The organism is Thiofilum sp. (assembly GCF_016711335.1).
Lineage (GTDB): Bacteria > Pseudomonadota > Gammaproteobacteria > Thiotrichales > Thiotrichaceae > Thiofilum.
Window position 1 is genome coordinate 2,003,079 of record NZ_JADJTF010000001.1, and the last position, 26,962, is coordinate 2,030,040.

Here is a 26,962-nt window from a genome sequence, read left to right on the forward strand (position 1 = left end):
GATAAAATGCAGCGAAGTGTAATGAGTTATTAGAACATGGCAAGAAGTAAAAGCAGTCAACGTTGGTTGAGCGAACATTTTAGTGATCCGTATGTGAAAAAATCCCAACAAGAGGGCTATCGTTCTCGCGCGGTATACAAATTAAAAGAAATTCAAGCAAAAGACCATGTGATTCGTGCTGGCGATAAAGTCATTGACTTAGGTGCTGCTCCGGGAGGGTGGAGTCAATATGTCGCTGAAATAGTCGGTGAGAAGGGTAAGATAGTAGCGAGTGATATTTTGCCGATTGACCCATTAGCCTTTGTTGAATTTATTCAGGGTGATTTTCGGGAAGAGGCGGTATTAAATGAAATCTTACAGGCATTGGGTAGCGACCAAATTGATGTAGTCGTTTCAGATATGGCTCCTAATGTGAGCGGGATGGAAGCAGTCGACCAACCACGAGCTATGTATTTATGTGAGTTAGCATTAGACCTCGCTTGTAAGGTTTTACGCCCAGGGGGGCATTTTCTTGTTAAGATGTTTCAAGGTGAGGGTTCGGATCAGTTTCTCGCTGAAGTGAGAACCCATTTTAAGGATGTCAAAATCCGTAAACCATCAGCGTCAAGACCACGCAGTCGTGAGGTTTATGTGTTGGCTCAGCGTTTTGTGGTGTAAGATTTAGGACAAGTTTACAGGTAGATTACTACCTAAATTTGTGATGTGGAGAAGTTCTTTGAACGATTTGACTAAAAATTTACTGATATGGGTGGTCATCGCCTTTGTACTAATCGTGGTGTTCAGTAAATTTAGCACCACCACACAACCCGGTGCCGTATTATCTTATTCTGAGTTTATTCAAAACGTGCGTAATCATGCGGTGCGTGAAGTGGATATTCGCGGTCAAAAAATTACGGGCATCACGGTGAATGGTGAGCGTTTTGTTACTTATAGCCCGCCTAATGACCCTAAAATGGTCGATGACCTATTAGCTAATAATGTAAAGTTTAAGGCAGCTCCCCCAGAAGAGCGCTCTATTCTTTGGGACATTATTATTAGTTGGGTTCCGTTTTTACTGATTATTGGGTTATGGATTTACATCATGCGCCAAATGCAAGGCGGTGGTGGACGTGGCGGCGCGATGTCATTTGGTAAAAGCCGCGCACGCATGATGACTGAAGATCAGGTCAAGGTGAACTTTAATGATGTGGCTGGCTGTGATGAGGCTAAGGAAGAAGTCGGTGAATTAGTCGAATTTTTGCGTGACCCCGGTAAGTTTCAAAAATTGGGTGGCAAAATTCCGCGTGGCGTATTGATGGTGGGTTCTCCGGGTACAGGTAAGACACTACTGGCTAAAGCCATTGCAGGTGAAGCTAAAGTACCTTTCTTTAGTATTTCAGGTTCCGACTTTGTGGAGATGTTCGTAGGGGTAGGTGCATCACGGGTACGTGATATGTTCGACCAAGCTAAAAAACACGCTCCTTGCATTATCTTTATTGATGAAATTGATGCGGTAGGTCGTCAACGTGGTGCGGGTCTAGGCGGTGGGCATGATGAACGTGAGCAAACCTTAAACCAACTACTCGTTGAAATGGACGGCTTTGAAGGCTCAGAAGGTATTATTGTCATTGCGGCGACTAACCGTCCCGACGTATTAGACCCAGCGTTACTGCGTCCCGGTCGTTTTGACCGTCAAGTTGTTGTACCTTTACCCGATGTACGTGGGCGCGAGCACATTCTAAAAGTGCATATGCGTAAAGTGCCTTTAGGCGATGATGTACGTCCAGAATTGATTGCGCGTGGTACACCCGGTTTCTCTGGAGCGGATCTAGCTAATTTGGTCAATGAAGCTGCTTTATTTGCTGCACGCTCTAATAAGCGTACCGTGAATATGCACGAATTTGAAAAAGCCAAAGATAAAATCATGATGGGCGCTGAACGCAAGTCCATGGTGATGAAAGAGGAAGAAAAGCGTGCTACCGCTTATCATGAGGCGGGTCATGCGATTGTCGGTATGAATGTACCTGAACACGATCCAGTGTATAAAGTTAGTATCATTCCACGCGGTCGCGCTTTAGGTGTCACCATGTATCTGCCTGAAGAAGATCGCTATAGTGCTTCTAAGCAACGCTTAGAAAGCCAGATTTCAAGCCTCTACGGTGGACGGATTGCGGAAGAGCTTATTTATGGTCCAGAAGGTGTGACTACAGGTGCGTCTAATGATATTGAACGGGCAACCAGTATTGCTCGTAATATGGTCACTAAATGGGGCTTGTCTAGTCGTATGGGGCCATTAGCCTACTCAGAAGATGAGGGTGAAGTGTTCTTAGGACGCTCAGTCACTCAGCAAAAGCATATGTCCGATGACACGGCGCATGCTATTGATGAAGAGGTGCGCAAGGTTATTGATCGCAATTACCAACGGGCCAAAACCATTCTGACTGATAATATTTCGGTGTTACATGCCATGGCTGAAGCATTAATTAAGTACGAAACCATTGATCGTGCACAAATTGAAGCTTTAATGAGCGGTGATGAACCTCCACCACCTGCCGATTGGACAGATAGTGATTCAGGTAAAAAAGTGGGTACTCCGCCTAAAAATACCGATACTGGTAGTACAGGGGATACTCCCGTGCCAGCGGCCTAGTTTGTCTTAAGTAGTTGTTAAAAGCGCGGTTAATCCGCGCTTTTTTTATCCACCACGCCGAAAAACCCCGTCCGTTCACGGCGGGGATGTAAGGCGTTAGGCGATAGCCTTAAGGATTAAATTGGTGTAAAATCATTAATATTTTTAAATAGTTAAAAACTTAAATGCCCCTAGTCAAACGAGCCTATCACTACCGATTTTACCCCACCGATGAGCAAGTCCAGCAACTCGCTCACACGTTTGGGTGTGCTCGTTTCGTCTACAATTGGGGCTTAGCGACTAAAAGTGCTGCTTACGAAACGGACAAGACCCAAATCAACTATGTCACCTTATCCTCAAAGCTCACCGAATTAAAAAAAGCGGGTGAGCATCACTGGCTTAAGGCAGTCTCTAGCGTAGTCCTGCAACAAGCCTTACGCAACCTAGATAATGCCTTTGGTAACTTCTTTAAAGGCTTGGCTAAGTACCCTAATTTTAAGAAAAAGCATCATAAGCAATCTGCCACTTATGCCGCGTCCGCTTTTCAATATAAAAACGGTCAACTCTTTTTAGCCAAACACAAGCAACCGCTGAATATTCGCTGGTCACGCCCTTTACCTTCAGCACCTACTACCGTAACGGTGTCTAAGGATGCGGCGGGTAGGTACTTTGTTTCTTGTTTGTGCGAGTGTGAAACTCCATTACTTCCCCTTTCACCTAAAACAGTGGGAATTGATTTGGGTATTAAGTCCGTACTCACTACCGATACAGGTTGGGAGTCGGGCAACCCAAAATATACCCAGCGTTATGAACTCAAACTCGCCAAAGCTCAACGAGTGTTGGCTAAGAAACAACTAGGCAGCCAAAACCGCTTAAAAGCGAAGCGCAAAGTAGCTCGTATTCACGCCAAAATAGCTGATTCACGCCGTGATTTTACCCATAAACTAACGACCCAACTGATTAACGAAAACCAAGTCATCAGCATGGAAATGTTACGGGTTAAAAACATGGTGAAGAATCCTAAGTTGGCTAAAGCAATTAGTGATAGCCATTGGGGTGAGCTGGCTCGACAACTACAGTACAAAGCCGACTGGTACGGACGCACTATAGTTAAAATCGACCAATGGACACCTAGTTCTAAAACCTGTTCGTGTTGTGGTTTCAAACTTGATAGTTTGTTGCTTTCAGTTCGACAATGGACATGCCCACAGTGCCATACCGTCTATCATCGTGATCAAAATGCAGCTAAAAATATTAAAGCCGAGGGACTCTCGGTGTTAGCCTTTGGAGAGCGTGTAAGTGGTGTCGGGCTAGCCCCAACATCCTGTGCTCGATGAATTAGGAATCCCCCATCCCTTTAAGGTGGGGAGGATGTCAATGGTATAAAAATGATGTTACTACCAAGCAATACCTATGTGATGGGTATTATTAATGTCACACCTGACTCGTTTTCAGATGGTGGGCGCTTTAATCATATTGACCATGCTTTAAAACATGCCGAGCGTTTATTAGAAGAGGGTGCTCATATCTTAGATATAGGCGGAGAGTCGACGCGCCCCGGAGCACAAGCAGTCAGTGCTGAGGATGAATTAAAGCGGGTGATGCCTGTTTTAGAGGCTTTAAAAACTCATTTTCCAGAGGCTTTATTATCGGTTGATACTTGTAAAGCTGAGGTTATGCAAGCTGCGATTGACAGAGAAGTGGCGATGATTAATGACGTGATGGCATTAAGAGCACCTCAAGCCTTAGAAGTATGTAGCCAAGCAACCGTCGCGGTATGTCTGATGCATATGCAGGGCGAGCCGCGTACTATGCAACAAAAACCTTACTATAATAATGTCATGGCAGAGGTAAAAGCGTTCTTGTTAGAGCGTGCAGCAGTATGCGAACAGGCGGGTATAGCACAAGAGCGTATTTGGCTAGATCCGGGGTTTGGGTTTGGTAAAACGCTAGAGCATAATGTCACATTATTACAACAGCTTGAGCAATTGACGCTTACGCCTTATCCCGTTTTAGTGGGACTATCACGTAAATCAATGATTGGTGCATTGTTAGGCAATCGTGAAGTTTCAGATCGGATGATAGGGAGCGTAGTCGCGGCGGCTATTGCTTTATTGAAGGGTGCTAAAATACTACGGGTTCACGACGTGAAAGAAACCGTAGATGCTTTAAGAATTGCTCAAGCACTACTCTGATAGTGTAGTAGTTATTTAATTATTTAATAGATTTAGTATAGGTAGGTCTCTATGGCTAGACGTTATTTCGGTACGGATGGCATTCGCGGTAAAATTGGCCAGCGTCCCATGACTCCTGATTTTATTCTTAAATTAGGTTGGGCGGCGGGTAAAGTATTAGTGAATAATAATCACCCTCTAGTATTAATTGGTAAAGATACCCGTATTTCAGGCTATATGCTGGAATCGGCTTTACAAGCGGGATTAGAAGCCGCAGGGGTGCATGTACGTTTACTAGGCCCTATGCCAACGCCCGCTGTCTCTTATCTCACTCGTGCATTTCGCGCCTCAGCCGGTATTGTCATCAGTGCCTCACATAACCCTTATGATGATAATGGTGTGAAGTTCTTTTCTTCCGACGGTATGAAGCTACCTGATGAAGTGGAAGAGGCAATCGAAGCGTATTTAGAGCGTGATTTTTCCTGTGTGGAATCCGCACAATTAGGACGTGCAGTGCGTATTGAGGATGCGGCAGGGCGCTATATTGAGTTCTGTAAGCGTGCCTTACCAACCGAACAGTCACTAGCAGGACTACGTATCGTTGTGGATTGTGCTAATGGTGCGACTTATCACATTGCACCGCATGTATTTGAGGAGCTAGGGGCTGAGGTCATCAGTCTGGCTAATAAACCTAATGGTTTGAATATCAATGAGGAGTGTGGTGCTACTCATTTGACGGGCTTAAAAGAGGCGGTGCTAAAGTATCGCGCTGATTTAGGGATTGCACTGGATGGTGATGGTGATCGTTTAATGATGATTGACCATAAGGGTGACACCATTAATGGGGATCAGGTCTTAGCCATCATTACGCATGCACGCGCTAAAGAAGAGAATTTAGCTAAAGGTGTGGTAGGGACTTTAATGAGTAACCTAGGTTTAGAACAAGCCATACAACGCTTAGGATTGCCTTTTTATCGTGCTAATGTCGGTGATCGTTATGTGCTGGAAATGATGACGCAAAACCAATGTATCTTGGGGGGCGAATCGTCAGGGCATGTGATCGTGCGCGATATGATGCCCACCGGAGATGGTATTATTTCTGCTTTACAAGTGCTGAGTGCTCTTGTGGGTAGTGGTAAAACCTTGTCTGAGTTAAGTGAGGTGATGCAGCAGTATCCACAAACCTTAGTGAATGTGCGTGTGCAACATAAACTCGATCTAAAGCATGCGCTCATTCAATCCGCAGTGCATGATGTAGAAGCGACTTTAGGTGCACGCGGGCGAGTATTGTTACGGGCTTCAGGCACTGAACCCTTAATTCGAGTCATGGTAGAGGGTCAAGATCATCTTGAAACCGAGCAATTAGCGCAGCAAATTGCATCAGCAGTACGAGCAGCGGCCTAAATAGCTAGGTAAATTTTACCTAGCTGAGGGATTGATTTTCCTAAAGTGAGCGGTTACGATTCCGCCCCACAGAGGAGAAGGAGCAGCATATGAGGACATCATTTGTCGCGGGGAATTGGAAGTTAAATGGTAATCAAGCCAGCATTAGTGCTTTGGTAGCCAATATTAATGCGGGTTTAGAGAGCTTAAATCAAACCACAGTCGCGGTATGTGCACCTTGCGTGTATGTTCCTTTAGTACACACGTTAACACAAAATAGTACCCTGAAATTGGGTGCGCAAAATGTGTCAAATTACGAAACAGGTGCTTATACAGGCGAAGTATCAGCACCGATGTTGAAAGAGTTTGGCTGCGAGTATGTTATTATTGGGCACTCTGAGCGCCGTGCGCTGTTTGGGGAGTCTGATGAGATATGTGCGCAAAAGTTTGTCAGGGCACAGCAAGCAGGTTTAACGCCTATTTTTTGTGTAGGTGAAACGCTAACTGAGCGTGAAGCAAACCAAACCGAAGCAGTGATTAGTCGTCAATTACAGGCGTTACTGGCTATAATTGACGTACAAGATTTAGTAAATAGCGTGGTTGCCTATGAGCCGATATGGGCAATTGGCACAGGTAAAACAGCAACGCCTGAACAAGCGCAAGCAGTGCATGCTTATATTCGCCAGATGATTGCAAATTTAAATAAATCAGTTGCAGAAAAACTACAAATTCTATATGGTGGCAGCGTCAAAGGCTCCAATGCTGCTAAACTATTCGCAATGCCAGACATTGACGGTGGTTTAATTGGTGGAGCAGCGCTAAACGCAGATGAATTTTTAACGATCTGCCGAGCTGGAAATAAGGCTTAAACACAGTATGTTGTATAACATTTTATTGATTGTCCAAATTATTGTATCGGTTGCTATTATCGTTTTAGTGTTAATGCAACACGGTAAAGGTGCTGATGCAGGAGCTGCTTTTGGTAGTGGTGCGTCAGGGACAATCTTTGGCTCACAAGGTTCTGGTAACTTTTTGAGTCGCACAACCGCTATTCTAGCGACCGTATTTTTTGTGAATTGCATTGTATTGGCGATGTTAGTTTCTAGCCAAAACCGTAGCAATTCTTTGACAGGTAGTATTATGCAAGGCTCAGCGGTAACTGCTCCAGCAAATTCCGAAGTGCCTGCTGCACCTGGCTCAGCTCCAAAACCTGCATTGCCCGGTGTTCCGGCAAACCCTGAAGTTCCAGCAGCTCCTGCTGCTTCAACCTCAGATGTGCCAGCCGCACCGGCTGCAACTACTGCTCCGGCAGCTACTCAACAGCCCGCAGCACCTGCGGCTAATACGGAAGTACCTGCTGCGCCAGTAGCTCCTGCTCAACCACAGTAGGGGATAACCGCTAATGCCGACGTGGTGGAATTGGTAGACACGCTATCTTGAGGTGGTAGTGGCTTACAGCCGTGCGAGTTCGAGTCTCGCCGCCGGCACCAAATCAAAAAGCTCACCCTAGTGGTGAGCTTTTTTTATTTCTCCACAGACACAACGTTGAGAGGTAACAAGGAGCGCTGATTTCTATCGCCAGCTAGTTCCTTAGTTACATTTATACCAATGGATATGTCAAAAAGTAATGCAAAACTACTCACGTTAATTGGCTTAGTTATTTTCGTGACAAGGCATATGGAACGCTCTTATAGAGGGTTAGTGCATGGCTGGTAGTCTCCTTCTAGCAATGGCTTTATTGCATATTGCCAATGCTTTCATTTCTAGCATTCCCCTTACCCTGAGCGGATTATACGGCTGGCTAGTTTTAATCTGGTTACTCTATAAATTACCAGCTCAGCAATTTATCCAGTTTTTTATATTAGCTGGTGTAGGCAGTTTATTGCTAATTATCGGTTATGCTCGTGGCGCTACCATTTCAATCACTGAGCTATTAACCCAAAACAATGCTCTCTTAGTTATGCTCTATGGTGTAAGTTTTTTAAGACTCAGTGCCCTGCCAAAAGCGGATATTAAGCAACAACAGGGTAAAAGAAGTTTATTAGGTAATTTCTTTGGGATTCAGTCCTTGGGCGCGGTGATTAATCTATCTATCTTAGTATTAGTCGGTGAGTATTTTAAATCGCACCAACTGTTAAAACGTTTACAGATTACTGTAATGAGCCGCGCTTTTGCGATTGCTGCGTTTTGGTCGCCTTTTTTTGCTTCGATGGGGGTAGCTTTAACCTATGCACCTCACGCGAGTTTATTAGGAGTGCTAAGTTTAGGTCTAGGTGTGGCTTTAATAGCTAGTTTGATTAGTTTGGTCGAGTTTAAATACTTGGCTGGTAATAGCTTGAATACCTTTCAAGGTTATCCTTTAAAATTAAATAGTCTAGCTTTGCCATTTAGCTTAGCCTTGAGTATTATTTTACTGCATTATTTAGCGCCTCAATTACCGATTTTAACCTTAGTAGCATTATTAGCCATGTTATTCAGTGCTGCTTTATTAGTAGTAAAACGATTACCAGTAAAAGAACGCTTTGCTGAGCATGTACAGGCCGCACCCTTACGTATGGCACGGGAGTTAGCGCTGTTTTTAGGTGCAGGGGTATTGACGATAGGCTTAAAAGTGTTGTTGAGTACGTTTCCTAATGTAGCTTTATTTACGCAATTTACGGGTTTAGAAGCATCGTTGTCATTAGGTCTAGCCATTATAGTGTCTTTAATGGGTATACATCCTTTAATTTCTATTGCACTCATTGGTCCTATGGCAACGCCATTAGTGGCTGATCCTAATATCTTGGGATTATTATTTTTATCGATTTGGAGTTTAGGTGTCGTTGCTAGTCCCTTATCGGGTATGAATGTTATGATGCGTGGACAATTAGGTATTGCAGGTAAAGATTTATTACGCTGGCATATTGGCTATGTGATAGTAATGTGGGTGTTGTTATCTGTCTTATTCACGTGGCTATTGGGCTAGTTTAACTAACCCAATAGCGAGTAGAGATTTAAATCCATTAACCGGTATTACGCATACCTGCTGCAATTGCATTAATAGTACGTAATAAAGCACCCAGCCAAGGCGAATCAGCTTGCCCAGTACTCGCCACATAATCACGGTGACGTTTAATAAGCGTAATCTGAATATTATTCAGCGGATCTAAATAAGGGTCACGTCTTTTAAGCGAGTATTGTAAGAAGGGTGATTCTTCTAAGAGTGCCGGAATTTGTGCTACCAGTAAAATCTCCTGTTTAGTCAACTCATATTCTGTGCGAATAGTCTCGAAAATAGTCTCAGCATTAGGCGTAGTGGCTAATTGCGCATACGCGTGTGCCGTACCCATATCAGCTTTATACAATGCCATTTGTACATTACTGAGCAGCGCACGGAGGGCGGGCCAGTTTTGATACATAGTGCGTAATATTTCTAAGCCATCACTTTGGGTAGTGCGGTAGGTATGTAATGCAGTTCCAATTCCATACCAAGCAGGCAAAGTATGTCGTGCTTGTGCCCAACCGAATACCCAAGGAATAGCTCGAATTGAGCTTTTATCGCGCACAGTTTGTTTGCGGTGCGAGGGACGCGAGCCGATATTGAGCCGCCCAATTTCTTGCACCGGAGTGGCTTCATAGAAATAATCCATAAAACCCGCTGTACGGTCGGTCAGTTCGCGGTAGGTATCCTCACCATACCCTGCAATAGTTTGCATGGCGGTTCTAAAGCTATCGGGAATAGTGCGGAATTGATGAGTAACGATATGCGTACTCGCTTTGAGTAAGCCTGTTGCGCCTACGCTCAGTTCATAGGCAGCGGTTTCGATATTGCTATATTTCGCGGCGAGTACTTCACCTTGTTCGGTGAATTTAATTTGCCCGTACACTGTACCCGAAGGTTGTGCCACAATCGCCTCGTGAGTGGGACCACCGCCACGTCCTACCGTACCTCCGCGTCCGTGGAATAAGCGGCATTTCACTCCATACTGATTGGCTAGCGCAATGACCTGACGTTGAGCATTATACAGATTCCAGTTAGAGGCTAAGATACCGCCATCTTTAGCCGAATCCGAATAGCCCAACATCACCTCTTGAGTATTACCCGATGCTTGCAGTAATTGCTGATAAATCGGATTACTCAATAAATCGGTGAGTACTGAGGCGATACGCTTGAGATCGTCAATGGTTTCAAAGAGTGGGGCTACCTGAAGATGGCAATAGAGTTGCCCATTTTGATAACCAATTAAGCCCGCTAAACGAGCTAAGAACATAACCTCTAAAATATGGCTAGCATAGTGCGTCATAGAGATAACATAAGCGCCAAAAGTATCCTCGCCTGTTTCTAAACGCATAGCGAGCATAGTGTCGAACACGGCTAATGTTTCAGCACTTTGAGCGCTTAGGGTGGGGCGTTGTGGCAATGGCAAACGCGGACGAGTAATCAGCTCGGCTAACGTAGCAATACGTTCTTGTTCACTGAGATTAGTATATTCAGGAACGAGCTGAGTTTTTTGCAGTACTTCGGCCACGGTATTCGTGTGAATAGTCGATTCTTGGCGCACATCCACCTGATACAGACTAAAACCACAGGTTTCAACTAAGCGAATCAAGTCTTTCAGTTCACGCCCCGCAATTAAATCATCATGATGGCTACGCAATGATTCATTGATCACATTCAGAGCGGTTAAAAACTCGGAGGCATTGAGATAAGCATGGGGCGGTAACACGGCTTGATCACGTTCCATGCGTATCTCGACCGTTTCCAAAGTGTGTTTCAGCCGTTCAGCCATGTAGTTGAGCAATTGTCGATACGGCTCTTCGGGATAGGGGCTTACGACATCGGGGTCATGCTGTTGGAATAGGGCGTGTTGAGTCGCTAAGTAGTCGCTAAAAACAGACGAGGGAGTAATAAAATGAATGCTATGGGTCAGAACACTACTAAGTTCATGTACCCGCTTTAAATACTCCTCCAATACCGCCTGCATATGAAGGCGAATCGCTTGGCGTGTAATGTTCGCAGTCACAAAAGGATTACCATCCCGATCACCGCCAATCCATGAGCCAAAGCGTACAAAGCTAGGCACATTGACTTGATGCAAACCATAAGCTTGGCGTAGAGCACGGTCAAAATAACGATAGAGCAAAGGAATAGCAGCAAATAGACTCTCACGGAAGTAATACAAACCATAGCGTACCTCATCGAGTACGGTGGGTTTGTGATTACGTACTTCATTAGTGCGCCATAGTGCTTGTAGCTGAGCACTCAATTGCCTACGTAAAGCTTGTTGCTCTTCTGGCGCTAAATGAGGGTGGGAGAGTTGGTCAATCGAGACGAAGAGACGCCGTTGAATGGTCATCAAGGTACGTCGCCGTGCTTCAGTGGGGTGAGCAGTAAACACCGGAATATAGCGTAATTGATCTAATAACGCTTGTACCTGTTCGGCATTTAAACCGGATTGTTTAAGCTCGCTAATCGTACCTTGCACCGAACCTTTCCAAAGTGGCGCATCACGGTCTTGTATCAATAAGCGCCGCCGCCGATGTTGGAAATCTTCCTCGATATTATTAGCAAGTACGTAAAAACTATTGAAAGCACGAATGACTTTTTCCAAGGTGGGAATGTCAAGTTGCTCAATAATGCCCATTAATTGCTGACGTAGTGCCGGATCCTCTTGCTGTCTCAGTTGAATATACCCTTTGCGTAAGGTCTCAACGGTTTCAAGGAGCGTGACACTTTCCTGATTTTTCAGAATGTCACCAATTAATTCGCCATATTGGCGCACATCAGCCTCTAATTTAGAGACATTCAGAGCGGCTGGGCTAGTAGTGGGGACTGGGTGCATAGTGTGAGGCTCCTACAGATGAAGAGAGCCTCAGTATACTAGGTCTAAATTTTAAACCATAGTCATCTTAGCAATGCTTTATTCTAAACCCGCACAAGCCTTGTCAACATTAGCCGACCATTGTTCAGCCATTTGGCTATTTTTTTCACCCGTTGTATTTAAGCCTTGTACCAAGGCATTCGCTTGATCGGCAGCTTGGTTCAGTTGGGCGGAGGATTGTGCTTTGAGCGCTTGGTCACGCAGTTTTGGCATCTTAGTTTGCGCAGTCACTAATTGTTGACGCATGGTGGTGACTAGCTTTTTAGTACCAGTAGCACGAGTCAGCATCGAGTTAATGCATTGTCTTTCCTTAGGAGTAGGATTGTCACGCAAATAGCCTTGGAGCGTTTGCTCGTTTTGAGCAAGGGCTTTGAGATTTTTATCCATCTTAGCAATAGATTGGCTCAAAGCACTGAGGAACTGTTGGGTTTTAGCATTAAAATCTTGCTTATTTTGAGCAAGATCTGCCCACGCAGTATTACTAATGAGAGTACCCAGCAGTGTAATAGTGATTAGCCATTGTTTCATAATAATAATTTCCCTTGTGAATAAGTGGAGCATGACTTGCTCTAATGGGATTCTAACCAATCTTGATAGCAAATAAACCTTTAAATAGTTAGCCCATGAGGTTAGTGCGTTAACTCTAGCTATTAGTTTCCATAGTGCTTGAAATATGACAGATTTATATTATTTTGTGCGTTGCACAAAATTCTTGTTGACAGCATGCCCTAAAAAAGTTATTGTGCACTGCATCAAATGGTGCATTGCACCAAAGTTTAGTAAACCCACTCTCACAACCGCGAGGATACAGCAATGACTAACGAAATTATCGACGTACTAAAAAAATTCAGTGAAGACTCTTTAGCAACTGCGCAAAAATTAGGTGAGTTAAACCTCAAAACGTTTGAAAAGTTAACCACTAAGCAAGCGGCGTTAATGAATTCTTATGTAGAGTCTGGCGTGAAAAGTGCTGAGCTAGTAAGCAAAGTAAAAGATCCTAAAGATTTAGTAGCAATGCAAAAAGAAGCTATTACTCAATACAGCACACAATGGGTAAACAATGTACGTGAAGCGGCTGAAACTTTAACCGCAGCTCGTGATGAGTTAATGACAATTCTTGAACAAGCCAAAGGTTATACCACTGAAAGCGCTGAAGAGTTGGCCAAACTCAATAAGCAATTCATGGCTGATTCTATGACTAAAGCCACTGAGCAAGTTGAAAAAGTAACCAATCAAGCGGTTGAAGCTGCTCAAGAAATGGCTAACTTAACTAAACAAGCCACTGAAAAAGCAGTAAAAGCGGCTCAAGAAGCGACTGAAAAAGCAGTAAAAGCGACTCAAGAAGTAACTGATAAAGCGGTTGCTGCTACCCGTGATGCTGCGGCTCAAACCGTTGCTGCTAGCAAAAAAGTAACTGACAAAACCAATTAATCGATATTAATCAGTCGCAGTAGCCTACTCTAGACTTAGTATGATGATACGAACAATGCTGAGTCTAAGGCTTTTAACGATTGAGTGACTGTACTGTGTCCTCTCTCCTAATCGCTCCACAGTGTAGTCTTATTCAAGCCCGCCCAGCAGCGGGCTATTTTTTTATCTAGAGCTTTTTAAGCAGAATTATTCCGATTTATCGGCAGATTTTTGCGTAAACGATTTCAAAATATTACGTTGCACTTGATTCCACATTTGCATATTTTGCTCGCTCATTTTGAGCCATGTATCAAGAGGCGTGCCTTTGAGTACCTTATGCATTTGCTCACTAACCGCTTTTTGCTGAGCTTTAAAAGTACTCATACTGTGCTCCATAAACTCAGTAAAACCTTGATGAGTGCTCAAGCTATAATTACGGATAAATTGCGCTAAAATTTCGGCGCTGAATAAAGGTTGCCCTCCCGACTCTTGCTCCATAATGATTTGTAATAAAATGCTGCGGGTAATGTCTTCGCCTGTCTGGCGATCTACTACTTTGAAAGGGGTCTCGCTCATGACTAATTCGCGTACTTCGTTCAAAGTGATGTAGCTACTGAGTGTGGTGTCATAAAGACGACGGTTAGGATATTTTTTGATAATACGGGCGTCAGGCATGTGTCTCTACCAGTGTCATGATTAAACCCTATGATTCCAATAAGATGGGGTATTATAAGTATAACTATTACACTTGATTCCCTGTGCATTTAGCAAGGAATAATGCTTAGCTAAGGTGTAATCACTACACCTTAACATAAAACATGGCACAATATTAGTGCGGTGTTTCACCACACCGTATTAGTGCATGTATTGACCGCCATTCGCAGAGAAATCAGCGCCTGTAATAAAGGCAGCGTCATCTGAAGCTATGAAAGCAGCTACAGCAGCAATTTCTTCTGGCTTACCTAAGCGTTGCATTGGAATCTGAGCGACGATTTTTTCACGCACATCTTCACGAATAGCCATCACCATTTCAGTGCCGATATAGCCCGGAGAAATCGTATTAACCGTAACACCTTTACGTACTACTTCTTGAGCTAATGCTTTAGTGAAACCATGTACGCCTGCTTTAGCCGCGCTGTAATTGGTTTGACCCGCTTGACCCTTTTGACCGTTAACTGAGGAGATATTAACAATGCGTCCCCAGCCACGTTCCATCATGCCATCTACGAATTGATGGCTTACATTGAATAAGCTATCTAAATTAGTAGAAATAACCGCGCGCCACATATCAGGAGTCATTTTGGAGAATTTGGCATCACGAGTAATACCCGCATTATTTACAATCACATCCACATTGAGACCGTCTGCTTCGATAGCCTGCTTTAATTGGACGCAAGACTCGTAATCGCTAACATTGCATGGGTATAAACCTACTTCAAAATCTTGTTTAGCAGCCCATGCTTTGGCTTGCTCTTCTGGCTCAAAGTAAGTACTGATTACTTTAAAACCGTCAGCAGCTAAACGTTTACAAACTGCGCTACCGATACCACCAGTACCACCGGTTACTAATGCCACTTTGCTCATGTGTCATATCCTTTACGAGAAGTTAGTACGGGAAACCCCGTTATGGACTACAGTTTTTAACTAGCTAAGCTAGTTGAGTTTGTAGACCTAATTGGACGAGTTCCTAACATTAAAATGATGCTTTAGCCAAAACTAGAAACAACATTGAGGGGGCGGAACCCTGATTGCCACCCAAGGTTATAACTTTTAAAGCAAAAGCTGTAACCTAAATACTGTGCTAATGTGGATGGATCTTATGGTCTTTTATCTACAGTCCAGAGCGAACTATAATGCCTGCAAAGCGCTGCCACTTTTAGATTAAACCATCTCAGGAGCAGGAGTGATGTCATGTACTCGGACGCAATGCTGCGATGCACAAAATAACATGACCCTGTACTTGGTACAACCCCCCTTAAAGGATTGCTTATGACTTCTCCAATAGATACGCAAGTTTTGTGGCAACAATGGCTTAATCAACAAGCAGAGTGGAGTCAAGTGATCCAACAGCAAACTACACCCGTAGTCAAAACCACGTTAGAGCGGATTCAAGCCGCTAGTACCTTATATCAAACGGTGGCGCAGAAAATTTTACCTAATACTTTATCCACAGCGCCTAAACCTGAGGTTATTGAGCAGTGGTTAAACGCTATCCACGACACCATGAGTCAGTGGGCGCTGCGTCAACCTTTAGCTGGGATGGTGGATAACACGACTCAAACCTTCCAAGCGCAAGTGCAGCAATGGGAGCAAGTGCAACAGGCTATTAACCATTATCAGCAGGTAGCGACTCGCTATCACCAACAGTTAGAGCAGTTAAATCAACAGACCTTTACGACCTTTAAGTCCGCTGTATTAGAAAAATCCATCGATATTACTTCTTTACAAGGATTAATGGAGCAGTGGGGTAAAGCTTACGAGCAGGACTATGCCGCTTGGACGAGTAGTGAGGAGTATCAAGCTTTATATGCTGAGTTGGTGAATGCGGGGGTGAGTTTGAAGGCTGCTTTACAAAATCATTTACAACCTTTACTACAATGGCTCAATGTGCCGAGTCAAAAAGAGCTGCACTTAGTAGCGGAGCGTTATCATGAATTGCGGCGTGCTCATCAAGAGTTGCGCGAACAGTTTGAGCATTTAGCACAGCAAGTAGCTGATTTAAAATAAAAAATTTTAGGAGCTGCACGGATGCTATTATTCACTACACAACAACTCCTACAAGAAATTGCTCAAGTACAGGATCAGCTTTTTCAAGGTAGTCGAGCTTTAGGGCGTTTACCTTTGGCGAGCGGGGTAACACCCTATGAAGTTGTTTACCAAGAAGATAAATTGCGCCTCCTGTATTATCGACCCGCGACTATTACTGCATCTGTCCCTTTGCTCATGGTTTATGCCTTAGTTAATCGTCCCTATATGACTGACCTACAGCAAGGACGCTCCTTGATTCAAGGCTTATTAGGGCAGGGGCAAGAGGTGTATTTAATTGATTGGGGTTATCCTGATCAGTTAGATCGGTATTTGACACTAGATGACTATATTAATGGCTATTTGCAGCGCTGTGTAAAACAGGTATTAAAACGCCACGCGCTTAACCAGCTCAATTTATTAGGTATTTGCCAAGGGGGTGTTTTAAGTCTGTGCTACAGTGCTTTGCATCAGGATCAGGTGAAAAACCTTATTACGATGGTGACGCCAGTTGATTTTCATACGGTTGATAATCAATTGAGCCACTGGGTACGCAAGATAGATATTGATTTGTTAGTAGACACTTTGGGCAATGTGCCGGGAATAGTATTGAATGGTGTATTCGCTAGATTAAAACCCTATCAGCTTCAGCACCAGAAGTACTTTAATATGATTCAGTCTTTAGATAAGCCCAGTGCTTTAGCAAGCTTTGTCTTAATGGAGCAGTGGATTAATGATAGTCCAGATCAGGCAGGCGAGGTATTTCGCCAATTTGTGAAGCTATTTTTTCAGGAAAATCAATTAGTAGTGGGTGAAGCTTTAATAGGTAAGCAACAGGTTGATCTAAGTAAGCTAACTATGCCGCTATTAAATATTTACGCGACTGAGGATCATATTGTACCACCTAGTGCTACACGACCTTTAGGACAGTTGGTAGGGAGTAGGGACTATCAAGAGTTGAGTTTTAACGGGGGACATATTGGTATTTATGTGAGCGCTAAGGCACAAGCTCAGATACCCAAAGCCATTACTAATTGGTTGTCCGTACATTAAACCCAGCTTAGTGCATCAGTTTGAAAAAAGTGCTTGACGCTCTAAAAGGGCTTCAGTATTATTCGTCACCTCGATGCAGTGCAGAGTCACGTTGTAATCGTAATCAAATGTCGGGGTATAGCGCAGCCTGGTAGCGCGTCTGTTTTGGGTACAGAATGTCGGGAGTTCGAATCTCTCTACCCCGACCACTTCTTTTGATTATATTAGTTTTTCTTTGCCATCCTACTGCTCCCGTAGCTCAACCGGATAGAGCAACGGCCTTCTAAGCCGTAGGTTGCAGGTTCGAGTCCTGCCGGGTGCGCCAGCACAGCAGGTTATTCTATGGTGGCTGTAGCTCAGCTGGTAGAGTCCAGGATTGTGATTCCTGTCGTCGTGGGTTCGAGTCCCATCAGCCACCCCAAAACTTCAGATACAACATTATACAAATGCAATTGAGCTATGTATAATCGCCTCCTTCCTAACTGAGCCTAAAGGTTAAGGTTAGTGTTATATGCGAGAATGGCGGAATTGGTAGACGCACTGGATTTAGGTTCCAGCGGGGTGACCCGTGAGAGTTCGAGTCTCTCTTCTCGCACCACTTAATTATCCACAACATTTCAAAGATAACGTGCCTGTTAATTAGAATTAACATAGGTACATGATGAGGTATGGCATGCAAGTTTCTGTTGAGACAACTGGTAATATCGATCGCAAAATGACCGTGACTGTTCCTGCGGAACGGATTGGTACAGAAGTTGAAAAACGTTTACAAAAGCTCTCTAAGCGTGTACGTATCGATGGTTTCCGTCCGGGCAAAGTCCCTATGAATGTTGTACGCCAACGCTATGCTCAAGCCACTCGTCAAGAAGTTATCGGTGATGTGATTGAGGACTCACTGCGTAATGCTTTGAATCAAGAAAAATTACGTATGGCGGGTTTGCCCCAAGTTGATGTGCAAACGTTTGGTCACAATGAGCCTTTAACTTATGTGGCAGCTTTCCAAGTTTACCCTGAATTTCAACTAGCCGATGTTTCAGGGCTAGCGATTAAGCGTCCGGTAGCGAATGTGACCGATGCGGATATTGATCGCATGATCGAAACCATTCGCAAACAACAAAAAGAATGGCAAAACGTAGAGCGTGCCGCTCAAGCAGGCGATTTAGTGCGTTTGAATTTTGTAGGCACATTAGACGATGTACCTTTTGAGGGTGGAAGTGCAGAAAACTTTGCCGTTGAGTTAGGTGCGGGGCGCATGTTGCCAGATTTTGAAGCCGCTTTAGTGGGTATGATAGTAGGTGAGGAAAAGGTAGCCGATGTTAAATTCCCAGAAGATTACCAAGCTGAAAATCTAAAAGGTAAAACGGCTCAATTTAAGTTGAATGTGACTAGCGTTCAAGAAGGGGTCTTACCTGAAATCAATGAGGCTTTTATTGAGCGCTTTGGTTTAGAAACCACTACCGTTGAAACGTTCCGCGCCGAAATTAAGAAAAATATGGAGCGTGAGCTAAGTAATGCAGTTAAAGCCCAACTCAAGCAGCAAGTGATGGATGGGTTAGCAGCCTTACATACCTTCGATGTGCCTAATGCATTAACCACTGAAGAAGCCAAACAGGTTCGTCAAGAATTTATGCAAAATATGGGCAATCAAATGCCTAATGCTGATTTACCGGATGAACTATTCAAGCCACAGGCTGAGCGTCGCGTTAAATTAGGTTTGATCGTAGGACAACTGATTCGTGAAAATAATATTCAACGTGATGCTAAGCGCGTTGATGAATTATTAGCTTCGCTATCGATGACCTATGAAGATCCAGCCGCCTTGGTAGAATACTATCGCACTAATCCTCAAGCGATGCAGACTATTGAAGCTGCTGCAATGGAAGAGTTAATTGTGGATTGGGTCTTGTCTAAAGCACAGGTGACTGATGAAGAGCGTTCTTTTGAACAAGTAATTGGTCGTGCGCAAGGTAATATTGACACTACTGAGTCAGCAGCGGCTTAATAGCTACCATCCGTTATCCATTAGAGGATGTATTACGAATGAATAGTGCCCTCCATACCCAAGCACTCAATCTAGTGCCTATGGTAGTTGAGCAATCGGCTCGGGGTGAGCGTGCGTATGATATTTACTCACGCTTATTAAAAGAACGCGTTATTTTTTGTGTTGGTCCAGTAGAAGATTACATGGCTAACCTGATTGTGGCGCAATTACTCTTTTTAGAATCAGAAAACTCTGAAAAAGATATTTACTTATATATTAACTCTCCGGGTGGAGTAGTGACTGCGGGTATGTCTATTTATGACACGATGCAGTTTATTAAACCTAATGTGAGTACGCTGTGTATTGGTCAAGCGGCTAGTATGGGGGCAGTACTTTTAGCAGGTGGAGCTGCGGGTAAGCGTTTTGTATTACCGCACTCACGGGTGATGATTCATCAACCCCTAGGTGGATTTCAAGGTCAGGCCTCTGATATTGAAATTCATGCACGCGAAATTTTAAAAATCCGCTCCGAGCTAAATACTATTTTGGCAAAGCATACCGGACAATCACTAGAACGTATTGAGAAAGATACGGATCGCGATAACTTTATGACCGCAGAAGATGCTAAAGCTTATGGTCTAGTAGACGGGATTCTAACTACGCGTGCTTAAGGTAGCGTAGGGTATTTTTTGCTATTATTGATAGAAACAGCCTGCTTAGTCAGGCTGTTTTTATATTAAATACCCTGCAAATCGGGTTTTAACCACTCAAAAACAATTAAATACTCCCAAAAAACACAGCATTCTTGTGTTTCTAAGGGTAAATTATAATAATGAGACTTGAAAAATGCCGAGTTGGTAGAATATTGTCTTTGTAATACACATAGCACGATTAAAAGCAGATCGTCAGGTGGTCTGACGTAGGTAGAGGTTCTGATGAGTAAAGATAAAAAGGGTGGTCAAGAGAGTGGCAAGCTTCTGTACTGTTCCTTTTGTGGAAAGAGTCAACATGAAGTGCGTAAGCTCATAGCAGGCCCTTCTGTTTTCATCTGTGATGAATGCGTTGATCTTTGTAATGATATTATCCAAGAAGAAATTCATGCAGCCCAGACCGGTGAGGAGGAGCCACATACTCTACCTACCCCGCGTGAAATTCGCGCTATTTTAGATGATTATGTGATTGGTCAAGACTCCGCGAAACGTGTGTTATCAGTAGCGGTTTATAACCACTACAAGCGTTTACATCATAAAGGGACTAACAATAATAAGGATGAAGTTGAATTAGCCAAGAGTAATATTCTACTGATTGGTCCTACGGGTAGCGGTAAAACTTTATTAGCCGAAACTTTAGCCCGTTTACTCAATGTGCCGTTCACCATTGCTGATGCGACTACTTTAACCGAAGCAGGCTATGTGGGTGAGGATGTTGAGAATATCATCCAAAAGCTGTTGCAAAAATGCGATTACGACGTTGAAAAAGCGCAAACGGGTATCGTGTATATCGATGAAATTGATAAAATTTCACGTAAATCTGATAACCCCTCTATTACCCGCGATGTATCTGGCGAAGGCGTTCAACAAGCTTTATTAAAACTGATTGAGGGCACGATAGCCTCCGTACCTCCCCAAGGGGGGCGTAAGCATCCACAACAAGAGTTTTTACAAGTCGATACGCGTAATATTCTGTTTATTTGTGGCGGGGCATTTGCAGGTTTAGATCGTATTATTCGTGATCGCACCGAAAAAGGTAGTATTGGTTTTGCTGCTAATGTCAAAGCACCTGATACTAAGAAATTATTCGGCGAAGTGATTAAAGACATTGAAGCCGAAGATTTAGTGCGTTATGGGTTAATTCCAGAGTTTGTGGGACGCTTACCTGTGGTTGCGACTTTAGATGAATTAGATGAGCAAGCTTTGGTGTCTATCTTAAGTGAGCCTAAAAATGCACTGATCAAACAATATTCTAAGTTGTTTGAAATGGAAGACGCTGAATTAGTCATTCGGGATGATGCTCTTCATGCCATTGCACGTAAAGCTATGGAGCGCAAAACCGGAGCGCGTGGACTACGTACTATCATGGAACGTATTTTACTCGATACTATGTATGATCTGCCCTCTGAAAAAAATGTCAGTAAAGTGGTCGTGGATGAGTCGGTAGTCAATGGTGAAGCACCTCCTTACCTTATCTATGAAAATATCGAGCCTAAATTGGTAGCTTCTGCTGCCGAATAAGGGCTAAGTCCAATGGTGTTACAGATACTAGGGTATCTGTAACATAGTTAGTAATACCTTATTCTTATAAAGATTTTTCAATAGGATACCTAATTGACTAGCGTGCCTAGTTAATGCCTGCACGGGAGTTTCGTGATGTCTGAATCAGAGTTAGCACCGGATATTATTGTTCCAGTGTTGCCGCTACGTGATGTTGTAGTTTATCCCCATATGGTCATCCCTTTATTTGTGGGGCGTTCCAAGTCTATTCATGCCCTCGATGCGGCCATGGATACCACTAAACAAGTGCTTTTAGTTTCACAAAAGAATGCGGATGTTGATGAACCCAGTTTAGAGGATGTTCATCCCTTTGGCACTTTGGCGACTATCTTACAATTATTAAAGTTACCGGATGGTACGCTCAAAGTTTTAGTTGAGGGGGTAGAGCGTGCTGAGATTGTGGCGATTGATCAAGGGAGTGAGTATTTTGCCGCTCGTGTGGAGATCCGTAATTCAATCTTTGATATTGAGGAGCGCCATGTTGATATATTGAGCCGTTCCTTAATTAACTCGTTTGAGCAGTACGTTAAACTCAATAAAAAAGTTCCTCCCGAAATATTGTCTTCGCTTTCCAGTATTGATGACTCGGCGCGTCTTGCAGATACTGTAGCAGCACACCTCAATCTAAAAATACCCCAAAAACAAATCATTCTTGAAATGCTCAGTATTGAAGAGCGCATCAAGCATTTGATTGAATTGATTGAAGGTGAGCTAGACTTACTACAAGTAGAGAAAAAAATTCGTGGGCGTGTGAAACAGCAAATGGAGCGCAGCCAACGCGAGTATTATCTCAACGAACAAATTAAAGCCATTCAAAAAGAATTAGGTGATATGGATGAGGCTCCCAATGAGATTGAGGAGCTAACCCGTAAAATTGACAAAGCTGGTATGAGTAAAGAGGCGCTTACTAAAGCGCGTGCTGAACTCAATAAACTCAAATTGATGTCACCTATGTCGGCGGAAGCCACTGTGGTACGCAACTATATTGATTGGTTAGTTAATTTACCGTGGAAAAAACGCTCGCGCGTATTGACTGATCTAGCCGAGGCGGAACGTATTTTAAATGCGGATCACTATGGTCTTGAGGAAGTTAAAGAACGCATTATTGAGTTTTTAGCAGTACAACAACGTGTTAAAAAAATTAAAGGTCCTATCTTATGTTTAGTAGGACCCCCCGGAGTTGGTAAAACTTCATTGGGGCAATCGATTGCCCGTGCGACGGGGCGTAAATTTACCCGTATGGCATTAGGTGGGGTCAGAGATGAGGCAGAGATTCGTGGTCATCGACGTACTTATATTGGTTCTTTACCCGGTAAAGTGATTCAAAATTTAAGTCGGGTGGGGACACGTAATCCACTCTTTCTCTTAGATGAGATCGACAAAATGTCGACTGACTTTAGAGGTGATCCCGCCTCGGCTATGTTAGAAGTATTAGATCCAGAGCAAAATCACGCCTTTGCAGATCACTATCTAGAAGTCGATTTTGATTTATCGGATGTCATGTTTGTGGCAACTTCTAATAGCATGCGTATTCCAGAGCCACTCCTAGATCGTATGGAGGTGATTCGCATTCCGGGTTATATCGAGGATGAAAAGCTCAGTATTGCACGTAACTATTTAATTCCTAAGCAACTGGAAGCGAATGGTTTAAAGGCTGATGAATTGGTGATGAATAATGCTACGGTATTAGAGATTATTCGCCATTATACGCGTGAAGCTGGGGTGCGTGGCTTAGAGCGTGAGATGTCTAAAATCTGTCGTAAAGTTGTTAAACAGCACCTATTAGAAAAGAAAACGAAAACCACGATTACTTCTAAAAATTTAGCTAAATATTTAGGAGTGAAAAAGTTTGACTACGGTAAAGCGGGCAAAGCTAATCAAGTGGGTCAAGTGACGGGTTTAGCATGGACTTCAGTAGGCGGGGACTTGCTCACGATTGAAAGTGCCTTACTCCCTGGTAGTGGGATGATCAAAAGCACTGGACGTTTGGGCGAGGTGATGAAAGAGTCAATTCATGCGGCTGAGACAGTCGTTAAAAGTCGCTCAAGACAGTTAGGCATTACGCGCAAGTTTTTACGCAAACATAATGTGCATATTCATGTGCCAGAAGGTGCTATTCCTAAAGATGGTCCTAGTGCAGGCATTGGCATGGTCACTGTGATGGTATCGGCTATGACGGGTATTCCGGTGTTAGCTGATGTGGCGATGACCGGTGAAATTACTTTGCGTGGTGAAGTATTGCCGATTGGTGGATTGAAAGAAAAACTACTAGCAGCGCATCGTGGCGGTATTAAGCAGGTCTTGATTCCGAAAGATAATGAAAAAGACCTCCCTGAAGTACCCGATTCGGTTAAGGATGGTCTAGACATTAAAGCGGTCAAATGGATTGATGAGGTATTGGCTTTAGCACTAGAACGAGCGCCCATTGCTTTGCGTGATGATGAAGATTTAGACGATGATGCAGAAATACCACCGCCTCCAAGCCCTATACTATCAGAGGAAGAGGTCGAACCAGTACGTACTCATTAAAAATTGTTGTATTTTCGTCACTTCTAGCACTTAGGTGCGTTGACTTGTTTCAGAAGGGGCTGGTATAACAGACGTGCGATAAGATTAGGTAAATTTCATAAGGCATTTACCTAGTTTTGAGAGTTTATTGGTTTCCTTTACAACAAATTTACAAGGATCGCTTTTTATGAACAAATCAGAGCTCATTGATGCCATCTCTGCTAAATCTAATCTGACTAAAGCAGAAGCGGATCGTGCTTATAAAGCATTGGTCGCTACTATCTCTGAAGAGCTTGCAAAGGGCGAGCAGATTTCTTTGATTGGTTTTGGTACTTTTTTAGTACGTGAACGTCAAGCTCGTTCAGGTCGTAATCCAAAAACTAAAGAAACTATCGAAATACCAGCGTCAAAAATTCCTGCATTTAAAGCTGGCAAAGCGCTAAAAGATGCAGTAAACTAGCGCCCTCTTAAGCAGTTGGGTGATTAGCTCAGTTGGTAGAGCAACGCCCTTACAAGGCGTGGGTCGGGGGTTCAAGTCCCTCATCACCCACCAACTACTGTGGAGCGGTAGTTCAGTCGGTTAGAATACCTGCCTGTCACGCAGGGGGTCGCGGGTTCGAGTCCCGTCCGCTCCGCCACTCTATTTTGCAGTGGTAAAACATTTAAAAAATATGTTCTGCATACCACGGAGTGGTAGTTCAGTCGGTTAGAATACCTGCCTGTCACGCAGGGGGTCGCGGGTTCGAGTCCCGTCCACTCCGCCATCATGCAGAACATTCATCGTGCTTAAAGTCGCTGTAATCCTCAGCGGGTGATTAGCTCAGTTGGTAGAGCAACGCCCTTACAAGGCGTGGGTCGGGGGTTCAAGTCCCTCATCACCCACCACTACGGAGTGGTAGTTCAGTCGGTTAGAATACCTGCCTGTCACGCAGGGGGTCGCGGGTTCGAGTCCCGTCCACTCCGCCACTATTTATCTTTTACTCATTTAGTTCTTTCGGTATGATGCACCCCTATACTTAACGGGGCTGAACCTAAGTCATCATTCAGGTGCTGGGTACGTCTTCATTCTTATTCTTAAACTTAATATAACGACTACGTATAACCATGCTGCAAAAAATTCATGATAAAGCAAAAGGCTGGGTTGCATATGCAATCATTGGTTTAATTACTATTCCCTTCGCCTTATGGGGCATTAATCAGTATTTCGAGGGAGGCGGTAAACGTGTTGTTGCCGTAGTCAACGGTGAAGAAATCTTAGAGCCTGCCGTGCGTGTACAGTTAGAACAATTAAGACAACGTATGCCACAGCAATTAGCCAATAATGAAGAACTCATTAAGCCAATGGCCTTGGATGCCACTATTAATCAAACACTGTTAGATCAACTGATTAAAGAGTTTGGTTTTAGAGCCAGCAATGCAGAAGTCAGTAATGCCATTATGCAAGTGCCGCAGTTTCAAGTGAATGGTCAATTTGATACCGCGACTTATCAGCGCCTATTAGAAACTCAAGGTTTAAGCCCAGCGCTATATGAGCAGAATGTGCGAGCAGAGTTGACCCAAGCACAGTTACAAGATGGTATTAATTTAACGGGTTTTGTACCTCTCAGTGCGGCTAAAGCCTATCAGGCGTTACAAGGTCAAGAACGTGAAATCGAAATTTTTACTCTAAAAGCCGATAATTTTAAAGCACAAGTACAAATACCAGAAACGGCGATTAATGAGTATTACGAAAAAAATAAACAGGCGTTCATGACCGAAGAGCGTGTGAAATTAGCTTATATTGAGTTAGATCGTAATGAATTATTGAACTCGATTGAGGCTAATGACGAGGCTCTCAAAGCTTATTTTGAAACCAATAAAGATCACTATGCTATACCCGAAGAGCGTATTGCGAGCCATATTTTAGTCTCTATTGCAGATCCACAAGGGGATGAGCAAGATAAAACGGCTAAAGCACGTATTGATGCTATCTATGAGGATATTAAAGCGGGTAAAGTGACCTTTGAACAAGCAGCGCGTGAACAATCCGATGATAAAACCGCCGCCGCACAAAACGGTTCCTTAGGTACAATAGTGGCAGGTGACTGGGATCCCAGTTTTGAAAAAGAGGTATTTAGCTTAGCCGCAGGTGCTATGTCCGCCCCGATTAAAACACCGAGCGGTTATGAAATTATTAAAGTAACCGAAATTAAGCCCTCACAACCTCGTAGCTATGAGCAAGCCAAAGCGGATGTAGAGCGTGATTATCGCCGGACTACCGCTGAGCAAAAAGCAGGTGATCTAATCGATCAACTAGAGAAACTAGCCTTTGAAAATAGCGGCGATTTAGCCCCAGCAGCGACTGCGACAGGGCTAGTGGTTAAACAGTCGGATTGGATCACCCGGACTAAGGGGGAGGGTGTATTCGCCGATGAGAAAGCACGTCAGGAGGCATTCTCTGATGATGTGCGTAATGGTCGTAACTCTGGCGTTATTAACTTAGGCGAGAGTCGTGCGGTAGTGATTCGTGCAGTATCGCGTGAAGAGGCTAAGCAAAAGTCCTTAGCCGAAGTTAAAGAAAATATTATTCAAATACTGACGGCTGAAGAAGCGCGTAAATTAGCAACACAAAAGGGTGCTGAGTTAGTCAAACAATTAACGACTACTAAAAATTGGACAGTATTAGATACCAGTGGTCTTGGTGCTAGTACCGAGGTTGCTAAGTCTGGTTTTATTAAGCGTTCCGGTAGCAATATAGCACCTGAGGTTGCGCAATATGTATTTGCAATGACGAAACCAGAGGCTAATGCGAGTACTTGGGATGGAGTGGCATTGGCTAATGGTGATTATGTGGTGATTCAGCTCAAGCAAGTCAAAGAGGGTGCTGCTAAAGAAGATCTCCAAGTGACTCAAAATTTTGGTCGTAATGTGGCGCAGAGCGAATTGAATGCAATGTTCCAAGCCTTACGCGATGCCGCTAAGATTGAGCGTTTTCCTGAAAAGCTCTAATA

General features: G+C 43.7%; 21 protein-coding genes and 10 tRNA genes. 27 read left to right on the plus strand and 4 right to left on the minus strand.

Annotated elements, in window-relative coordinates; translation table 11 throughout:
- Positions 1-36 precede the first annotated feature (36 nt).
- From rlmE to IPL34_RS09535, 9 genes are all read left to right on the plus strand, one after another.
- Positions 37-657 (plus strand): 23S rRNA (uridine(2552)-2'-O)-methyltransferase RlmE, encoded by a 621-nt coding sequence (rlmE, locus tag IPL34_RS09495; protein ID WP_296841124.1) that lies wholly within the window; start codon positions 37-39, stop codon positions 655-657.
- A gap of 43 nt (positions 658-700) precedes the next feature.
- Positions 701-2,629, plus strand: coding sequence for an ATP-dependent zinc metalloprotease FtsH (ftsH, locus tag IPL34_RS09500; RefSeq protein ID WP_296843057.1), 1,929 nt, complete (start codon positions 701-703; stop codon positions 2,627-2,629).
- Between the two features lie 164 nt (positions 2,630-2,793).
- Entirely contained in the window at positions 2,794-3,945 is a 1,152-nt protein-coding gene (locus IPL34_RS09505) for an RNA-guided endonuclease TnpB family protein (RefSeq protein WP_296841126.1), read from the plus strand.
- 54 nt (positions 3,946-3,999) lie between these two features.
- A complete protein-coding gene (gene folP, locus IPL34_RS09510) occupies positions 4,000-4,803 on the plus strand; it encodes a dihydropteroate synthase (protein WP_296843058.1) in 804 nt (267 codons plus the stop codon).
- A 51-nt stretch (positions 4,804-4,854) separates the two neighbouring features.
- Positions 4,855-6,186, plus strand: a complete 1,332-nt coding sequence (glmM, locus tag IPL34_RS09515) for a phosphoglucosamine mutase (protein ID WP_296841128.1) — start codon at positions 4,855-4,857, stop codon at positions 6,184-6,186.
- Positions 6,187-6,275: 89 nt separating this feature from the next.
- On the plus strand, positions 6,276-7,034 hold the full coding sequence (gene tpiA / locus IPL34_RS09520) for a triose-phosphate isomerase (protein ID WP_296841131.1): 759 nt from the start codon (positions 6,276-6,278) through the stop codon (positions 7,032-7,034).
- Between the two features lie 7 nt (positions 7,035-7,041).
- Entirely contained in the window at positions 7,042-7,554 is a 513-nt protein-coding gene (secG, locus tag IPL34_RS09525) for a preprotein translocase subunit SecG (protein ID WP_296841133.1), read from the plus strand.
- Between the two features lie 15 nt (positions 7,555-7,569).
- Positions 7,570-7,655 (plus strand) — tRNA-Leu (locus IPL34_RS09530).
- A gap of 215 nt (positions 7,656-7,870) precedes the next feature.
- The gene (locus tag IPL34_RS09535; RefSeq protein WP_296841135.1) at positions 7,871-9,130 is read left to right on the plus strand and encodes a hypothetical protein; all 1,260 of its coding nucleotides are present in this window, start codon (positions 7,871-7,873) and stop codon (positions 9,128-9,130) included.
- A 37-nt stretch (positions 9,131-9,167) separates the two neighbouring features.
- On the opposite strand, the gene ppc is transcribed toward IPL34_RS09535, so the two are convergent.
- Complete coding sequence (gene ppc, locus IPL34_RS09540; protein ID WP_296841137.1) at positions 9,168-11,987, minus strand: phosphoenolpyruvate carboxylase; 2,820 nt, start codon at positions 11,985-11,987, stop codon at positions 9,168-9,170.
- A gap of 78 nt (positions 11,988-12,065) precedes the next feature.
- Positions 12,066-12,554, minus strand: coding sequence for a hypothetical protein (locus tag IPL34_RS09545; RefSeq protein ID WP_296841139.1), 489 nt, complete (start codon positions 12,552-12,554; stop codon positions 12,066-12,068).
- A gap of 285 nt (positions 12,555-12,839) precedes the next feature.
- Here IPL34_RS09545 and IPL34_RS09550 point away from each other — a divergent pair, with 285 nt between their 5' ends.
- Positions 12,840-13,457: a phasin family protein gene (locus IPL34_RS09550; protein WP_296841141.1), complete on the plus strand. Its 618-nt coding sequence runs from the start codon at positions 12,840-12,842 to the stop codon at positions 13,455-13,457.
- 186 nt (positions 13,458-13,643) lie between these two features.
- On the opposite strand, the gene phaR is transcribed toward IPL34_RS09550, so the two are convergent.
- Together phaR and phbB are read right to left on the minus strand one after the other, a co-directional pair.
- Positions 13,644-14,111 (minus strand): polyhydroxyalkanoate synthesis repressor PhaR, encoded by a 468-nt coding sequence (phaR, locus tag IPL34_RS09555; protein ID WP_296841143.1) that lies wholly within the window; start codon positions 14,109-14,111, stop codon positions 13,644-13,646.
- Positions 14,112-14,291: 180 nt separating this feature from the next.
- Positions 14,292-15,020 carry an acetoacetyl-CoA reductase gene (gene phbB, locus IPL34_RS09560; protein ID WP_296841145.1) on the minus strand — a complete coding sequence of 243 codons (729 nt, stop codon included), beginning with the start codon at positions 15,018-15,020 and terminating at the stop codon, positions 14,292-14,294.
- A gap of 405 nt (positions 15,021-15,425) precedes the next feature.
- Between phbB and IPL34_RS09565 the strand changes: the two genes are divergently transcribed.
- The 17 genes from IPL34_RS09565 (at position 15,426) to IPL34_RS09645 (ending at position 26,960) form a co-directional block, all read left to right on the plus strand.
- Positions 15,426-16,163, plus strand: a complete 738-nt coding sequence (locus tag IPL34_RS09565) for a poly(R)-hydroxyalkanoic acid synthase subunit PhaE (RefSeq protein ID WP_296841147.1) — start codon at positions 15,426-15,428, stop codon at positions 16,161-16,163.
- A 21-nt stretch (positions 16,164-16,184) separates the two neighbouring features.
- Positions 16,185-17,234, plus strand: coding sequence for a class III poly(R)-hydroxyalkanoic acid synthase subunit PhaC (gene phaC / locus IPL34_RS09570; RefSeq protein ID WP_296841150.1), 1,050 nt, complete (start codon positions 16,185-16,187; stop codon positions 17,232-17,234).
- Between the two features lie 111 nt (positions 17,235-17,345).
- Positions 17,346-17,422: transfer RNA gene (locus tag IPL34_RS09575), tRNA-Pro, on the plus strand.
- Between the two features lie 39 nt (positions 17,423-17,461).
- Positions 17,462-17,538 (plus strand) — tRNA-Arg (locus IPL34_RS09580).
- Between the two features lie 20 nt (positions 17,539-17,558).
- Positions 17,559-17,634 (plus strand) — tRNA-His (locus IPL34_RS09585).
- 92 nt (positions 17,635-17,726) lie between these two features.
- Positions 17,727-17,811 (plus strand) — tRNA-Leu (locus IPL34_RS09590).
- 75 nt (positions 17,812-17,886) lie between these two features.
- Positions 17,887-19,215 (plus strand): trigger factor, encoded by a 1,329-nt coding sequence (gene tig, locus IPL34_RS09595; RefSeq protein ID WP_296841152.1) that lies wholly within the window; start codon positions 17,887-17,889, stop codon positions 19,213-19,215.
- A 38-nt stretch (positions 19,216-19,253) separates the two neighbouring features.
- Positions 19,254-19,865 carry an ATP-dependent Clp endopeptidase proteolytic subunit ClpP gene (gene clpP, locus IPL34_RS09600; protein WP_296841154.1) on the plus strand — a complete coding sequence of 204 codons (612 nt, stop codon included), beginning with the start codon at positions 19,254-19,256 and terminating at the stop codon, positions 19,863-19,865.
- Positions 19,866-20,129: 264 nt separating this feature from the next.
- Positions 20,130-21,425, plus strand: a complete 1,296-nt coding sequence (clpX, locus tag IPL34_RS09605) for an ATP-dependent Clp protease ATP-binding subunit ClpX (protein ID WP_296841156.1) — start codon at positions 20,130-20,132, stop codon at positions 21,423-21,425.
- A gap of 135 nt (positions 21,426-21,560) precedes the next feature.
- Positions 21,561-23,993, plus strand: a complete 2,433-nt coding sequence (gene lon / locus IPL34_RS09610; protein ID WP_296841158.1) for an endopeptidase La — start codon at positions 21,561-21,563, stop codon at positions 23,991-23,993.
- 166 nt (positions 23,994-24,159) lie between these two features.
- Positions 24,160-24,432 carry an HU family DNA-binding protein gene (locus IPL34_RS09615; protein ID WP_020559886.1) on the plus strand — a complete coding sequence of 91 codons (273 nt, stop codon included), beginning with the start codon at positions 24,160-24,162 and terminating at the stop codon, positions 24,430-24,432.
- 17 nt (positions 24,433-24,449) lie between these two features.
- Positions 24,450-24,525 (plus strand) — tRNA-Val (locus IPL34_RS09620).
- A gap of 8 nt (positions 24,526-24,533) precedes the next feature.
- Positions 24,534-24,610, plus strand: a tRNA-Asp gene (locus IPL34_RS09625).
- A gap of 49 nt (positions 24,611-24,659) precedes the next feature.
- Positions 24,660-24,736, plus strand: a tRNA-Asp gene (locus IPL34_RS09630).
- A gap of 45 nt (positions 24,737-24,781) precedes the next feature.
- Positions 24,782-24,857, plus strand: a tRNA-Val gene (locus IPL34_RS09635).
- A gap of 4 nt (positions 24,858-24,861) precedes the next feature.
- Positions 24,862-24,938, plus strand: a tRNA-Asp gene (locus IPL34_RS09640).
- A 138-nt stretch (positions 24,939-25,076) separates the two neighbouring features.
- Positions 25,077-26,960 carry a SurA N-terminal domain-containing protein gene (locus tag IPL34_RS09645; RefSeq protein WP_296841161.1) on the plus strand — a complete coding sequence of 628 codons (1,884 nt, stop codon included), beginning with the start codon at positions 25,077-25,079 and terminating at the stop codon, positions 26,958-26,960.
- The last annotated feature ends 2 nt before the right edge of the window (positions 26,961-26,962 follow it).

Bases quoted from the DNA above. Each gene is read 5' to 3' on its own strand.
- rlmE (WP_296841124.1), top strand. From the start codon at position 37: ATGGCAAGAAGTAAAAGCAGTCAACGTTGGTTGAGCGAACATTTTAGT.
- ftsH (WP_296843057.1), top strand. From the start codon at position 701: ATGTGGAGAAGTTCTTTGAACGATTTGACTAAAAATTTACTGATATGG.
- IPL34_RS09505 (WP_296841126.1), top strand. From the start codon at position 2,794: ATGCCCCTAGTCAAACGAGCCTATCACTACCGATTTTACCCCACCGAT.
- folP (WP_296843058.1), top strand. From the start codon at position 4,000: ATGTTACTACCAAGCAATACCTATGTGATGGGTATTATTAATGTCACA.
- glmM (WP_296841128.1), top strand. From the start codon at position 4,855: ATGGCTAGACGTTATTTCGGTACGGATGGCATTCGCGGTAAAATTGGC.
- tpiA (WP_296841131.1), top strand. From the start codon at position 6,276: ATGAGGACATCATTTGTCGCGGGGAATTGGAAGTTAAATGGTAATCAA.
- secG (WP_296841133.1), top strand. From the start codon at position 7,042: ATGTTGTATAACATTTTATTGATTGTCCAAATTATTGTATCGGTTGCT.
- IPL34_RS09535 (WP_296841135.1), top strand. From the start codon at position 7,871: ATGGCTGGTAGTCTCCTTCTAGCAATGGCTTTATTGCATATTGCCAAT.
- ppc (WP_296841137.1), bottom strand. From the start codon at position 11,987: ATGCACCCAGTCCCCACTACTAGCCCAGCCGCTCTGAATGTCTCTAAA.
- IPL34_RS09545 (WP_296841139.1), bottom strand. From the start codon at position 12,554: ATGAAACAATGGCTAATCACTATTACACTGCTGGGTACTCTCATTAGT.
- IPL34_RS09550 (WP_296841141.1), top strand. From the start codon at position 12,840: ATGACTAACGAAATTATCGACGTACTAAAAAAATTCAGTGAAGACTCT.
- phaR (WP_296841143.1), bottom strand. From the start codon at position 14,111: ATGCCTGACGCCCGTATTATCAAAAAATATCCTAACCGTCGTCTTTAT.
- phbB (WP_296841145.1), bottom strand. From the start codon at position 15,020: ATGAGCAAAGTGGCATTAGTAACCGGTGGTACTGGTGGTATCGGTAGC.
- IPL34_RS09565 (WP_296841147.1), top strand. From the start codon at position 15,426: ATGACTTCTCCAATAGATACGCAAGTTTTGTGGCAACAATGGCTTAAT.
- phaC (WP_296841150.1), top strand. From the start codon at position 16,185: ATGCTATTATTCACTACACAACAACTCCTACAAGAAATTGCTCAAGTA.
- tig (WP_296841152.1), top strand. From the start codon at position 17,887: ATGCAAGTTTCTGTTGAGACAACTGGTAATATCGATCGCAAAATGACC.
- clpP (WP_296841154.1), top strand. From the start codon at position 19,254: ATGAATAGTGCCCTCCATACCCAAGCACTCAATCTAGTGCCTATGGTA.
- clpX (WP_296841156.1), top strand. From the start codon at position 20,130: ATGAGTAAAGATAAAAAGGGTGGTCAAGAGAGTGGCAAGCTTCTGTAC.
- lon (WP_296841158.1), top strand. From the start codon at position 21,561: ATGTCTGAATCAGAGTTAGCACCGGATATTATTGTTCCAGTGTTGCCG.
- IPL34_RS09615 (WP_020559886.1), top strand. From the start codon at position 24,160: ATGAACAAATCAGAGCTCATTGATGCCATCTCTGCTAAATCTAATCTG.
- IPL34_RS09645 (WP_296841161.1), top strand. From the start codon at position 25,077: ATGCTGCAAAAAATTCATGATAAAGCAAAAGGCTGGGTTGCATATGCA.